The following is a 12,204-nucleotide window of genomic DNA, read 5'->3' as shown; positions in this document are numbered from 1 at the left end:
TGTTCGGATTGCGAGGCGCAGCAAGGGTCTGCTTCTGGCGCATCCTGCAGTTTGAAGCGGATGCCCCGAGGGCGATCGAAAGGACAGAACGCTTGCGTCACTGACATTGCCGCCCACAACTATCCAACCGCACCCTTCAAGTTCAGGTAGTAGCGCGTGTACCGGCGCTCGCCGGTTCGCGTCAGGGCGCCCTTCTCCACCAGATCGTGCAGGTCGCGAGTGGCAGTGGGGCGTGAGGTGGCGGTGATCGCGAGGTAGTTCTCCGCGCTCAGGCCGCCCGTGAAGCCACCGGGGCCCTCGCGGAACAGGCGGGCGATCACCTTCTCCTGTCGTTCGTTGATCTTGTCGCGGAAGCGACCATAAAAATGTGCCTTGTCAATGTGGAAGGCGACGCGGCCGAGCGTCGTCTGCTGGGCCGCGATGATCGTTTGCGCGAAATAGACCAGCCAGTCCGTGACATCGAGCGTCCGCTGATGGATCTCGAGCTGGTCGTAATAGGCCTTGCGATGCTGCTCGATGGTATGGGCGAGCGCAATCAACGTCGGCTGCCCGATGTTCTGGGCGAGGGATTTTTCCGCGAGCGTTCGCCCGATGCGGCCGTTGCCGTCCTCGAAGGGATGGATGCTCTCGAAATAGAGATGTCCGATCCCGGCCCGGGTGAGTGCCGGCAAGGGCGTTTCGCCGTCGGCGGCCGAGCCATTGAACCAGGCGAGATAGGCGGCCATCTCGTCCGGAACCCGGGAGGATGGCGGCGCCTCGAAATGCACGGTCGGCCGATCCTGGCGGCCGGACACGATCTGCATCGCGTCTTCATGGCGACGGTAGCCGCCGATCGTCTCCAGATGCCGACTGTCGGCCATCAACATGCGGTGCCAGCGGAATAGCGTGTCGGCGTCGAGGGGATCGGCCCAGCTCCGGTAGAGATCGACCATCATCTCCGCGATGCCCCGCTCCTTCGGCTTCACGGTGCGATTGTCGGTGTCGAGGCCGAGTTGACGGCGCAGGGAGGATTGCACGCTCAGGCGATCCAGCGTCTCCCCTTCGATCGCGCTGGTCTTGACGGCCTCGTCGCTCAGGAGTTCGATCCGCAGCAGGTCCCGCTCGTCCTCGCTCACATGGCGGACCGCGCCGATCACCTCGCCGGTGAGCAGCAGAAACCGCCGCTCCAGCGGTTCGAGGGCAACCGGATCATACGCAAAATGCGGCCAGCCGTGCTGCGTCCAGTTCCACGCCATGAGCGATAGACTCCCTTTCTATAGCTCATACAATAGCATATGCGTGATTGATAGATGGCCATCCTATCGCTCACGGCAGAGCCACGCCATCGCTCACCCTAGGCTGATCGAGCGGCTCCATCCTATTTCCTGTGCGGGCACAGGGAGCCTTGTTTCAAGCCGTGAAGCGGAGGCTTCCTGTGAAGCTTCCGATCACTGCACAGCAGTTCCGCCGTTCGCCTGTCATTGCACGCCACGCTGCGACGCGTAGGGAATCCTGTTGAACCGGCCCAATATCGGGCTCTTTTAATCATCCCCACCCGGGATGAGATTGTCATGACCCCGGCACGTCGGGGTTCGCATGGCAGCACAACATCATCAGGGTTTTGCCCGCAGCACACGGATGCTGTGCACGGCGCTGCGTCCGGTGATCACCCGGCATCTGGAAGACCCGGCCGTCGTCGAGGTGATGCTGAACCCGGACGGGCGGTTGTGGATCGACCGGCTCTCGGAGGGACTGTCCGCCACGGGTGAGCGGCTCTTGCCCGCTGACGGCGAGCGCATCGTTCGCCTCGTCGCACATCACGTCGGCGCCGAGGGCCAATGTGATGATCGAACTGCTCACTCCCGCGCTGCCGGCTGCGGTGATCAAGGTGCGCCGCCTCGCCGATGGCTCGGTCGCCGGGCTTCGGCCGGGGGCATCCGTCAGGCTTGGCTGGGCGGCCGATGACGCCGCTCTGCTGCAGGCAGCACCGTGAGGAGGGGGGCGATGAACATCTCCCCTCGCCGCGATCACCAGGACCTCCTGCGCGCCGGCCTTGGCCATGCGCTGAATCTCGGCCTGCCGCTGCTCTTCGTGGTGATCCCGATACTCTCCTTCGTGGCGGTAAGCTTCTGGACGCTGCAGGACGGGCAGATCCTTCTCATCCCGACGCTCGCCAACTACCGCGCCTTCTTCACCGAGGGCAGCTATCTGCCCGTCTATCTGCAGACGGTTGGGCTGTCGCTGCAGGTCACCCTGGTGAATGTGGCCCTCTCCACCGCCATCGCGCTGTTCATCTTCCGGCGTACCCCGCGCATGCGCTTCCTGATCCTGATGAGCTTCATGCTGCCGCTGTTCATGAGCTACATCATCAAGGTCTATTCGATCCGCTCCATTCTGGGACAGCGCGGGTTGCTGAACGAGGCCATGCTGGGGCTCGGGCTGATCGACCAGCCGATCGAGGCGCTGCTGTTCTCGCGCACCGCCATCTTCATCGCTCTCGCGGTGCTGTATCTGCCCTATGCGATCCTGCCGATCTATCTGGCATTGGATCGTATCCCGGCGAACTACCTCGCCGCCTGCGCCGACCTCGGCGCCACGCCGCTGCAGACGCTGCGCGACGTCGTCCTGCCCCTCGGGCGGCCGGGCATCGCCGCTGGCGCGGTGTTCACCTTCATCCTCACCTTCGGCGATTTCGTCACGCCGCAAATGGTGGGCGGCACCCAGGGCTTCACCTTCGGGCGCATCGTGTTCAGCCAGTTCGGCCTCGCGCTCAACTGGCCGCTCGGCTCGGCCCTCGCCGTTATCCTGCTCGCCACCACGCTGCTTGCGGTGGCGCTTGCCGGCCTGAGCCTCCGGCGGGAGCATGTGCGATGAAGCAGAAGGCGCCATGTCTCGATGCGCTGCTCGGCCTCGTCGCCGGCCTCGGTCTCATCGCGCTCTATGCGCCGCTGCTGGCGACGGCCGCGCTCTCCTTCTTCCAGATCGTTAGGGTGCGCGGCACGCTCGGCTTTGCGCCCTTCTCGCTCGATCCCTATGTCGCCCTGCTCGCCAATGGCGAAATTCTCTCGGCGCTCTCGACATCGCTCGTCGTGGCGACGGTGTCGAGCCTTCTGGCGCTGGTGCTGGCGTTGATGTTCGCCTTCTATTTCGTCTCGGCACGGCGCGGCCTCGGCATCGCCATGCAGATCATGGTGTTCCTGCCGTTCCTGCTGCCACCGATCATCACCGGCCTCTCGCTGCTGATCGCCTTTCGCGAGATCGATCTCGGCCGCGGGCTGGTGACGATCATCATCGCCCACGTCGTATTCATCGTGCCGGTGGTGTACCGCACGGTGCTGGTGCGCCTGCAACTGCTGGGCAGCAGCCTCACTGAGGCCTCGCTCGATCTCGGCGCCTCGCGCGTGCAGACGCTGCGCTACGTGGTCCTGCCGCAGATGCGGCCGGCACTGATTTCCGGCGCGCTGCTGGCCTTCGCCATCTCCTTCGACGAGACGCTGATCACCCTCTTCGTCGCCGGCTCCGAGACCACGCTGCCAATCCGGCTGTGGGCGATGATGCGGGTCGGCTTCGTCCCGGAGATCAACGCCCTGGCGACGCTGATCTTTCTGTGCACCGCCGCCATCACCTTCGCCATCGGACTGATGCAACGCGCCGGCGAGCGTGTCTGACACGCCACGCCGCCCGACCCAACACCTGCTTTTTTTTGAGAGAAGACGCGTCCCATGAAGATCGAAGCCGTCGATTTTTTCTATCTGGCCATGCCCGAGATCACCACCGCGGCCGATGGCAGCCAGGACGCGCTCGTCGTGCGCGTCACGGCCGCCGGCCATGTCGGCTGGGGCGAGTGCGAAGCGGCTCCGTTGCCCGCCATCGCCGCGTTCGTCTGCCCGATGTCGCATGGCGCCTGCCAGCCGGTACAAAGCGCGGTGCTCGGCCAGTGGCTCGACGGGCCGCAGGACATCGCCCGCATGGCCGCGCAGGTCGAATATGACAGCATGGACCTGCTGCAGGCCGCGCACACCTGGTCGGGCATCGAGATGGCGCTGTGGGACCTGCTCGGCAAGGTGCGCGGCGAGCCGGTCTGGAAGTTGCTCGGCTATGACCGTTCCTGCCGCAAGACGCCTTACGCCTCGCAACTTTTCGGCGACACGCCGCAGGAGACGCTGGAGCGCGGCCGGCGCTCGCGCGCCGAGGGATTCCGCGCGGTGAAGTTCGGCTGGGGGCCGATCGGGCGCGGCGCGCTGGCGGTGGATGTCGATCATTTCGTCGCCGCTCGCGAGGGGCTTGGCGCCGATGGAATCCTCCTCGTCGATGTCGGCCAGATCTTCGGCGAGGACGTCGAGCGCGCCTCGGAGCGCCTTCCGGCCCTCGAGGCGGCGCGCGCCACGTGGCTGGAAGAGCCGTTCGCCGCCAGTGCCTATGGCGAATACGCGGCGCTCGCTGCGCGCAGCACGGTGAAGATGGCCGGCGGCGAAGGCGCCCATAATTTCCACATGGCCCGCAACCTCATCGATTTCGGCGGCATCGGCTATGTGCAGATCGATTGCGGGCGCATCGGCGGCATCGGCCCGGCCAAGCGGGTGGCCGACCATGCGCGGGCCAAGGGCGTCACCTATGTGAACCATACCTTCACGTCGAACCTGGCGCTGAGCGCCTCGCTCCAGCCCTTCGCCGGCGTGGCCGAGGCGACGCTCTGCGAGTTTCCGGTGGCGCTGCAGCCGCTCGCGGTGGAACTGACGGCCAACCACATCGAGCGCGACAGCAATGGCGAGATCGCGGCACCCGAGGCGCCGGGCTTGGGGGTCGAGATCGACCCTGCCGCCCTGGAGCGATACCGGGTTGAGGTGGAAATCTCCGTCGGGGGCCGGGTCCTGTTTGCCTCGCGCGCCGGAGACGATGCCGGCTCGGCCGGTATGACGGCGATGGACGTGGCGTCCTGAGGCCTGGAAAGGGGCGGACGATGACCCGCAGACCGATCTCGTCGCGCCCGACCTGTCGGGTCGCCGCTGAAACCGGGGACGCACTCGGCGAGGCCCCGCTCTGGCATCCCATGGATTCCCACCTCTACTGGCTGGACCTAGCCCTTGCACGGCTGCACCGCATGGACGACGAAGGGAGGGTCGAGACCCGCCGGATCGATCGTCCGCCGCCACTGGGCGCAATCGTCGCCGGGAACGGGCCCGGCCGCCTCGTATTGAGCGCCTCCGACGGCCTGTGGCTGTATGACTGGGAGCGTGGCGGCATGGAACCGCTCTGCCATCCCGAGGCAGGACGCGGCGGCATTGCCTATAATGATGCCAAGGTCGACCGGTGGGGGCGCCTGTGGATCGGTACGAGCGATCTCGCCGAACGCGACCCGAGAGGGGCACTGTGGTGCTGGGCACCGGGATCGCCTCCCGTTTTGGCGGACAGCGGCTTCACCGTGGTCAACGGACCGGCCTTCTCGCCGGATGGCGATGTGCTCTATCTCAGCGACAGTGTTGGACGGCGGATCCTCGCCTATGATCTCGCGCCCGATGTCGTCGGTGTCCGCAATCGCCGGGTTTTCGCTGAAATGGCGATCGACGAGGGATATCCTGACGGACTGACCGTCGACGCCGACGGGGGCGTCTGGGTGGCGCACTGGGATGGCTGGCGGGTCACCCGCTTCTCGTCGGAGGGGGAGCGCGTGCTTGTGATACCTTTCCCGGTACCGCGCCTTACGAGCATCGCCTTTGGAGGGCAGGACCTGTCTGTTCTTTTCGCGACCAGTGCGCGGCTGGACCTTACGGCTCCGCTGCTGGAAGCGGCCCCGCTCTCCGGCTCGCTTTTCGCGTTGCAAACGGGCTTCGTGGGGATCGCCGAGCAGACATTCAGAGGCCGGTGAAAATCACTCCTTGGACAAACAGTCGCTCCGAGGAGAGGACGTGCTGTAGTCGGTCATCTACAGCGGTGACGCAAACCGGCCGCTCCAAGACGGCACCCTGCGGCGTTTATGCATCATCCCTTCGCAGAAGATCAGGTCGCCACTCGTCTAATTGAAGGCAATTTCAACGACATAAGTGTTCGCACTTCCACCCTGGTCGGCGCGCCATCGTCGCCGATCGTGCTCCCTGGTGCGACGTCACTGCCGAATACAGGCGCAAAATGACCTCGTCACGACCGTGGATGCGCCCTTGCCAGAATTCGCCGGCATCTGGCGCTACTTCGCGTCGAAACCGAGACGGGCGGGGCTGAGCAGTTCGAGCCCGGGCGGTGTCCGCCAGATCGGATCAAGCGCAGGCACAGCGACAGCCACCACCTCCCGGCCCGGCTCGACATCCCCGAGGGTTGTTAGAGGTTCGAGAGTGCGCGCATCCAGCACGGCGATCGGGTCGGGGCTGGAGGCGACGATCCGGTCTCCCTGCCAGACAAGGTGGTGCTCGTTCTTCACCCAGATGCGGAACGTCTCGCCGGCCTCCATTTCCGTGCCCGCAAAGTAGTAATCAAGATCGCGGAAACGGTAGGGCTCGGCGCTGCGCCAGCGCACTTCCGTCGTGCAACCGGTGAAGAGCTGGCGTCCCCCCGTTCGCGCGAGCAGGGTCGCGAGCCGTTCCGCCACGGGGCCGGTTCCGCCGAGGATCGCCCCCACCTCCTGCGCCAGGGCGACGCTGCCCGGCACGAGCCCGGCGGCGAATGAGCGGATGGGCGCGAAATAGGCGGCGCAAGCGAGGCCTCGGCCGTAGACGGCGGCATTGATCTGCCGCGCCAGCCGATCGGTCATGGCCGCGCCCTGCGTTTTCAGTAGCACGGTCTCGTTGCCGAAGCGGTCGACAAGCGCCGCCGGCGCGGGCGCGAGGCCGGCGAGATCGAGCTTGGCGAGACCGAGTTCGGGAATGGAACGGCCGGTTCCATCGCAGTCGAGTACGGCTTTGCCGAGAAGGTCCGCCGCCACCAGGGTCGCGGCCATGGCGAGGCTGCCCAGTTCCACGACCGCCAGGGCAGCGATCTCCGTGCCTGTCGCCCGTTCAAGCGCCTGAATGGCGCGCGCGAAACGCAGCGGCATGGACAGGTCGGCCTCGGGCCTACCCAGCGCGGTGCGCAGGGCGGCCGGCATGTCATCGGCGGGGTCGCGTCCGCCGATCACGATGGTCGCGCAGGCATAGGCGTCCGCCGGCAGATCCGCGGGCGCGGCGAAGCGCGGAGTCCAGCCCGTGCCGAAATGGGCGCGCAGCAGCGCAAGGCCGGGCTCGGCGCGCCCTCCGCCGCCGGTGCCGTAGAAAACGAGACCGCGAAACAGATCGTCCAGCGCCGGGTTGCTCATGACGCGGCCCGGGTGTCGTAAATGACGAGGCCGAGCCGGGTCGCCTTGAACCCGTTACAGATATTGCGCTCCTGCGGGCAGTTCGAGATCGCCACGACCAGATCCATCTCGGCCCGCAGATCGATGAAGTCGCCGGGCTTCGAGATCGGCGCGATCACCTCGATGTCGCCGGTGGGGCTTACGGGAACATTCATGAAGATGTTGAAGGTGTAAGGAATTTCGCTCAGCCGAACGCCATAGGGCTCCATGACGGCAGCGAGGTTCTCACGGCAGTTGGGCTGATGCGCCGCCTTGTCGCCATAACGCAGCCGGTTGAGGCCGGGGCAGCAGGAGCCGGCGAGGATGTCGTGCCGGCCCACCGTGTCCTGCGTGATCTTCAGCATGGGATAGGCGTCGACCGAACGGATATAGTCGCCGGTGGTGAGGTGGATGTTGCCCTTCACCATGACGGTGGTGCTGTGGGAGATCTTCTCGACGAGGTTGTGGCGGTTAAAGCAGATGAAATCCGCCACCTGCTGCCCGTCGAGGTCGACGATGCGCAGCGTATCGCCCCGATCGAGCTCGAAAGCGATCCGCCCCTTCGGCTCCAGAACGCGCTCCCACCGGCGCGCGCCGGGCTCGCCGGGAAGGCCACTTAGCTCGGAGAGGCTGCCGGGCGCGTCGAGCGACTGTTCCATGGCGTTTGTTCCTTTCTTGTTGAAGTGTGGGCTTGCTGGCGGTCAGCGCCGGAAGCCATCGAGCGCGAGGTAACGGCGCGCCACGGCGCTGCCGCGAAGTGTGTTCCGGCGACGCTCGCTCGCGCCGAGATCAAACCGGCCAAGCAGGCCGCCGAGCGCTGTTGCCAGCAGCCAGTAGAGCGCCGCGGTAATGATGAAGGTGCCGAGCGTGTCGAAGGTCTCGGCTTGGATGCGCAGTGTCGCATGGGTCAGTTCCGGGACGGCGATAACGGACAGGATCGCGGAATCCTTGAGCAGCATGATCGCGATGACCCGCGCGGGCGGCAGACCTACCCCCATCATCTGCGGGCCCACGACGAGGCGCAGAACGGCCCATTGCGACAATCCGAGGCTTCGGGCGGCTTCGGTCTGGCCAATCGGCACCGAGCGGTAGGCGGCGAGCAGCACTTCCGCGAAATAGGCCGAGCCGTAAAGCGCGAGCGCGAGAATGCCGCTCTCCCAGGCGGCGAGGCGCACCCCTAGCCTCGGCAGGCCGAAATGAACCAGGAAGAGCACCACGATGAAGGGCGCATTGCGCAGCGCCTCGATAAGCCCGGCGGCCGGCAGCCGCCGCAGCCTCCGGCGGGAATGCTTGCACGCCGCCAGCGGAATCGCGGCCACGAGCGCGAGCGCGATGCCGGCGAGCGACACCCACACGGTGAGCAGCAGTCCGTCTGCCAGCAGCGGCCAGTAGCGGAGCGCGAGATCAAACGTCGCCAAGGCTCAACGGCTCCCTTCGCGCGCCAGCGACTGGAGCGCGCCGCCGACGCGGCTGGCGAGCAGGTTGAGCGCGACATAGATGGTCGCCGCAGCCAGCAGGGTCTCGAAGGGACGGTAGTTCACCGCGTAGATCTGCTGGGCGGTCCGCATCATGTCGGTGACGGTGATGACCGAGAGCAGCGCCGTCGCCTTCAGCAGGATGGTGAACTCGTTCACGAGGGGCCCGATACTGACGCGCAGGATCTGCGGAAGCAGCACCCGCGTCCACACGCAGAAGGGGCGCAGCCCCAGCGCGGCGCTGGCCTCGATCTGGCCGGGAGGGATGGCACTCAGCGCCCCCGCGAAGATCTCGTTCATGAAGAACGCGCTGCACAGCGCCAGAGCCAGCGTTCCGGCAACGGCCGGCGACAGGTTCACCCCCGCCGCCGGCAGCACGTAATAGGCAAAGAGGATGAGCAACAGCACCGGTACGCCGAAGACGATGCTGCGCAGCGCGGCGAGCAGGAGGCTGAGCGGGCGCCATTTCAGCACGCGCAGCAACAGCAGCCCGACCGCGCCGATAAGCGCCGCCACCATGGCGAAGCTGGCGATGGCGAGACTGATCCAGCTGACGGCGAGCAGCCTTGGCAGCGCGTCGACATAGGCGGTCCCGTCGAACCCCATCGCTCGCTCCTCTCACCCGACCCGTACCGTCACCGTGGCGTCACAGCGCGCCGGGGGGAAGGTAGCCGGTATCGGGAATCTCCATCGTGAAGCCGAACCACTTCTTCTGGAGTTCGGCGAGCTTGCCGCTGTCGCGCAGTTTCTTGATGACCGCGGAAATCCGCGCCCGCAGGTCAGGATCGGCCGGGCGCGTGACCCAAGCGATGTAGCGCGGTGTCTGGCTGATGGTTTCGCCGACGGCAAAGACGCCCGGCTTTTCCTTGATGAGCGTGGCGACATTCGGCCCGCTCTGAACCACGGCGTCCAGCTCGCCGCTGGCGAGGGCGACATAGACTTCCGGGAAGGAGGGGTAGAGCTTCAGTTCCTTGAAACCCTTGCCGCCCGCGGCCTTGAGCGCGGCATCGGCCTTGCGGGCCTCCTGCTCGGTGGTGGTGCCGAGCTGGGTGCCCACCACCTTGCCTTCAAGGTCCTTGATGCTTGAGATCGGGCTGTCCGCCCGCTTGAGGATGACTTCGCTGCTCACCGCGATTGGCATGGTGAAGGCGTATTTTGCCGCGCGCTCCGGGGTGATGCCGACGGAGGTGGCCACGAAGTCGAACTTCTTCGCGTCGAGGCCCGGAAGAATGCCCTGGAAGGGTACGTCGAGCTGGACCAGCTCGACGCCGAGATCGGCGATCACCACGTCGAGAATATCCTTGCCATAACCGACGATCTTGCCGTCCTCGATGAATTCGAACGGCGGGAAGGCCGCTTCGGTCCCGACGGTCACCTTCTTCTGCGCCAGAATGGTCGCCAGCGTATCCGCCTTCGCCGACCAGCCCGAGCACAGGGCGGTGAGGGCAAGCGCGGTGACGCTGGCCAGCCGCCAGCAGCTCCTTTTGATCATCCCAGTCTCCTTTGGGCCCGTCGTGAATTGTGCAGGTGCGAACAGGCTAGGAGCGCGTGCGTCCGCCCGCTAGCATCATTAACTCAATCAAGCGCTGCCTTTTTGGCAGCGGCTACTGGAGGCGCCGATGCTGCATTCCCGTCTCATGCGCTACATCGACGAGGTCGCCCGCGCGGGCTCGATGCGGCAGGCGGCCGAGCGGCTTGGCATTGCCTCCTCGGCTATCAACCGCCAGATCCTCGCCTTCGAGGAGGAGCTGGGTGTCGCCGTGTTCGAGCGCCTGTCGAACGGAGTGCGCCTCACCGCCGCCGGCGAGTTGCTGGTCGAGCACATCCGGGCGACGATGAAGGACCATTCGCGCACGATCAGCCGCATCAGCGACCTGAAGACGCTGCGGCGCACGCGCATCAACGTCGCGACGCTGGAGGCACTGACCGCGGATGTGCTGGCGCCCGTCGTGAGCGCCTGGCACATGGCCTATCCGCTAACGCACATCACGCTGATGGCGATGCCGGCGGACAGCATCGCGCTGGCGGTGGGTGGGGGCGAGGCGCAGTTCGGCCTGGGTTTCGACCTGCCGCCGCAACCGAACCTCAAGGTCTACAGTTCCACCCGCTGCAGCGTCGGCCTCGTGGTCGGCCCGGATCATCCGCTTGCCAGCCGCAGCAGCGTGCGAGCCAGCGATCTCGCCGGCCACCCCTTCGCCCTGCCGGCACCGGGCCTCACCTTGCGGACCATCTTCGACCGGCTGACGCGGCGCTCGCGCCTCGCCATCGAGCCGATGGTCGAGAGCAATTCGATCGACCTTCTCAAGCGCCTCGCCCGCCTGAGCGGCCTCGCCACCGTGCTGACCCGCGCGGATGTGGAACTGGAACGCCTTGGCGGCACATTGACGTTCGTTCCGATCATCTCGGAGGAGATCAGCTGGCAGACGCTCGTCATCTTACATAGAAACACCGCCCAACTCTCTGGTCTCACCATGCGCTTTGCCGAGAAGCTCGCCGATGTCATTCAGCAGATCGGGGACGGGGGAGTAAGCAGCCGCAGCTTTCCTGATCGATGAGGCTCCAATGTCGCCGTCGTCGCCGCGGATGAGGCGCCCGAACTGAAGCTTTGCGACGCGCGAGGGGACAAGCGGCATTGCTGAGATGATGCCGTCCGCTCGTCTGCGAGCGTCACGGTGATCCCTCAAAATCACGCGCCGTTCGCGGAGGAGCGGTGCCCTTCAGGCACCGTATCGGGACGAAAATGATGCTTCTCAGTCTGCGCTCCACCTCGCACAAGTGCGTCGACTGGAGAGTGGGGAGTCAGCGGTCATGGATGCACCGGCAAAAACTTCCGCGCGCGGCGTGGCGAGAATCGACCAGATATTGGCGCCTCGAGCCTATATCGGCTTCGAGATGAGCACTGGCGAGGTTCTTCGTATCACCGACGTTGAGGGGCAACAGGTTGCCGATCTTGTTTGCTTCAACCGTGACAAGACATCGGAGAAGCTCTCGGTGCACGTGACGATGATGGATCAGGGCTCCATCTACATGAAGAAAGGCAAGAGCCTGCTGTCCAATGACTGCAACAGCCTCATGACGTTGATCGAGGATACGTGCGGCGTCCATGACCTGCTCGCCGGCTCCTGCAATGAGGGCGCCAACTTCAAGCGCTACGGCCTGCGCCACACGCCGAACTGCCGCTGCAATCTGGAAGCCGCCCTGCGCCCCTACGCCCTGCCGATGAAAGAAATCCCCTACAGTTTCAACGTGTTCATGAATGTCGATCTGCAGGCGGACGGCTCGATCAGGACGACCACGCCGACCTCCAGGGCCGGTGATTTCGTGGAGTTGCGCGCCGATATGGACCTCATCGTCGGCATCTCGAACTGCCCGTCCGATCAGGGGCCTTGCAACGGCTACAAGCTGACGCCGCTGCGGGTCGAGATATTCCCGCCGGAACAGGTCTGAGGG

13 protein-coding genes and 1 pseudogene are annotated in these 12,204 nt (G+C 65.7%); 8 read left to right on the top strand and 6 right to left on the bottom strand.

From position 1 onward, the window contains the following. Positions 1–119: 119 nt before the first annotated feature. Complete coding sequence (locus MKI84_RS05100) at positions 120–1,235, bottom strand: Fic family protein (RefSeq protein ID WP_241617074.1); 1,116 nt, start codon at positions 1,233–1,235, stop codon at positions 120–122. A gap of 340 nt (positions 1,236–1,575) precedes the next feature. Between MKI84_RS05100 and MKI84_RS05095 the strand changes: the two are divergent. The 6 genes and pseudogenes from MKI84_RS05095 to MKI84_RS05070 all read left to right on the top strand — a co-directional run. Then, a pseudogene (locus MKI84_RS05095) lies at positions 1,576–1,812 on the top strand (P-type conjugative transfer ATPase TrbB); the annotation flags it as partial. A gap of 10 nt (positions 1,813–1,822) precedes the next feature. After that, positions 1,823–1,972, top strand: coding sequence for a hypothetical protein (locus tag MKI84_RS05090; RefSeq protein WP_241617588.1), 150 nt, complete (start codon positions 1,823–1,825; stop codon positions 1,970–1,972). Positions 1,973–1,983: 11 nt separating this feature from the next. Then, positions 1,984–2,853, top strand: a complete 870-nt coding sequence (locus tag MKI84_RS05085) for an ABC transporter permease (RefSeq protein WP_241617072.1) — start codon at positions 1,984–1,986, stop codon at positions 2,851–2,853. Beyond that, positions 2,850–3,647 (top strand): ABC transporter permease, encoded by a 798-nt coding sequence (locus MKI84_RS05080; protein WP_241617070.1) that lies wholly within the window; start codon positions 2,850–2,852, stop codon positions 3,645–3,647. Before MKI84_RS05085 ends, MKI84_RS05080 begins: the two co-directional genes overlap by 4 nt. 54 nt (positions 3,648–3,701) lie before the next feature. Next, a complete protein-coding gene (locus MKI84_RS05075; RefSeq protein ID WP_241617068.1) occupies positions 3,702–4,919 on the top strand; it encodes a mandelate racemase/muconate lactonizing enzyme family protein in 1,218 nt (405 codons plus the stop codon). Between the two features lie 20 nt (positions 4,920–4,939). After that, entirely contained in the window at positions 4,940–5,845 is a 906-nt protein-coding gene (locus MKI84_RS05070; protein ID WP_241617066.1) for an SMP-30/gluconolactonase/LRE family protein, read from the top strand. A 315-nt stretch (positions 5,846–6,160) separates the two neighbouring features. On the opposite strand, the gene MKI84_RS05065 is transcribed toward MKI84_RS05070, so the two are convergent. Genes MKI84_RS05065 through MKI84_RS05045 form a run of 5 tightly spaced genes read right to left on the bottom strand, consistent with a single transcriptional unit; the run spans position 6,161 to position 10,246 of the window. Beyond that, entirely contained in the window at positions 6,161–7,261 is a 1,101-nt protein-coding gene (locus tag MKI84_RS05065; RefSeq protein ID WP_241617064.1) for a DUF917 domain-containing protein, read from the bottom strand. Further along, positions 7,258–7,938: a DUF1989 domain-containing protein gene (locus MKI84_RS05060; RefSeq protein ID WP_241617063.1), complete on the bottom strand. Its 681-nt coding sequence runs from the start codon at positions 7,936–7,938 to the stop codon at positions 7,258–7,260. The genes MKI84_RS05065 and MKI84_RS05060 overlap by 4 nt, the downstream gene beginning before the upstream one ends. A 42-nt stretch (positions 7,939–7,980) precedes the next feature. After that, positions 7,981–8,697 carry an amino acid ABC transporter permease gene (locus tag MKI84_RS05055; protein ID WP_241617061.1) on the bottom strand — a complete coding sequence of 239 codons (717 nt, stop codon included), beginning with the start codon at positions 8,695–8,697 and terminating at the stop codon, positions 7,981–7,983. A gap of 3 nt (positions 8,698–8,700) precedes the next feature. Next, on the bottom strand, positions 8,701–9,360 hold the full coding sequence (locus MKI84_RS05050; RefSeq protein WP_241617059.1) for an amino acid ABC transporter permease: 660 nt from the start codon (positions 9,358–9,360) through the stop codon (positions 8,701–8,703). A 40-nt stretch (positions 9,361–9,400) separates the two neighbouring features. Then, a complete protein-coding gene (locus tag MKI84_RS05045; protein WP_241617057.1) occupies positions 9,401–10,246 on the bottom strand; it encodes a transporter substrate-binding domain-containing protein in 846 nt (281 codons plus the stop codon). Positions 10,247–10,373: 127 nt separating this feature from the next. On the opposite strand from MKI84_RS05045, the gene MKI84_RS05040 reads away from it, so the two are divergent. Together MKI84_RS05040 and MKI84_RS05035 are read left to right on the top strand one after the other, a co-directional pair. After that, positions 10,374–11,309, top strand: coding sequence for a LysR family transcriptional regulator (locus tag MKI84_RS05040; RefSeq protein WP_241617055.1), 936 nt, complete (start codon positions 10,374–10,376; stop codon positions 11,307–11,309). Positions 11,310–11,562: 253 nt separating this feature from the next. Then, on the top strand, positions 11,563–12,201 hold the full coding sequence (locus MKI84_RS05035) for a DUF1989 domain-containing protein (protein WP_241617052.1): 639 nt from the start codon (positions 11,563–11,565) through the stop codon (positions 12,199–12,201). The last annotated feature ends 3 nt before the right edge of the window (positions 12,202–12,204 follow it).

The sequence above is a fragment of the Ancylobacter gelatini genome, assembly GCF_022601675.1.
Taxonomy (GTDB): Bacteria; Pseudomonadota; Alphaproteobacteria; order Rhizobiales; family Xanthobacteraceae; genus Ancylobacter; species Ancylobacter gelatini.
The sequence above is the reverse complement of the archived record's forward strand: the minus strand, read 5'-3'. Positions and strand labels throughout refer to the sequence as shown.

Bases quoted from the DNA above. Each gene is read 5' to 3' on its own strand.
- MKI84_RS05100 (WP_241617074.1), bottom strand. From the start codon at position 1,235: ATGGCGTGGAACTGGACGCAGCACGGCTGGCCGCATTTTGCGTATGAT.
- MKI84_RS05080 (WP_241617070.1), top strand. From the start codon at position 2,850: ATGAAGCAGAAGGCGCCATGTCTCGATGCGCTGCTCGGCCTCGTCGCC.
- MKI84_RS05060 (WP_241617063.1), bottom strand. From the start codon at position 7,938: ATGGAACAGTCGCTCGACGCGCCCGGCAGCCTCTCCGAGCTAAGTGGC.
- MKI84_RS05075 (WP_241617068.1), top strand. From the start codon at position 3,702: ATGAAGATCGAAGCCGTCGATTTTTTCTATCTGGCCATGCCCGAGATC.
- MKI84_RS05035 (WP_241617052.1), top strand. From the start codon at position 11,563: ATGGATGCACCGGCAAAAACTTCCGCGCGCGGCGTGGCGAGAATCGAC.
- MKI84_RS05050 (WP_241617059.1), bottom strand. From the start codon at position 9,360: ATGGGGTTCGACGGGACCGCCTATGTCGACGCGCTGCCAAGGCTGCTC.
- MKI84_RS05070 (WP_241617066.1), top strand. From the start codon at position 4,940: ATGACCCGCAGACCGATCTCGTCGCGCCCGACCTGTCGGGTCGCCGCT.
- MKI84_RS05045 (WP_241617057.1), bottom strand. From the start codon at position 10,246: ATGATCAAAAGGAGCTGCTGGCGGCTGGCCAGCGTCACCGCGCTTGCC.
- MKI84_RS05090 (WP_241617588.1), top strand. From the start codon at position 1,823: ATGATCGAACTGCTCACTCCCGCGCTGCCGGCTGCGGTGATCAAGGTG.
- MKI84_RS05040 (WP_241617055.1), top strand. From the start codon at position 10,374: ATGCTGCATTCCCGTCTCATGCGCTACATCGACGAGGTCGCCCGCGCG.
- MKI84_RS05065 (WP_241617064.1), bottom strand. From the start codon at position 7,261: ATGAGCAACCCGGCGCTGGACGATCTGTTTCGCGGTCTCGTTTTCTAC.
- MKI84_RS05085 (WP_241617072.1), top strand. From the start codon at position 1,984: ATGAACATCTCCCCTCGCCGCGATCACCAGGACCTCCTGCGCGCCGGC.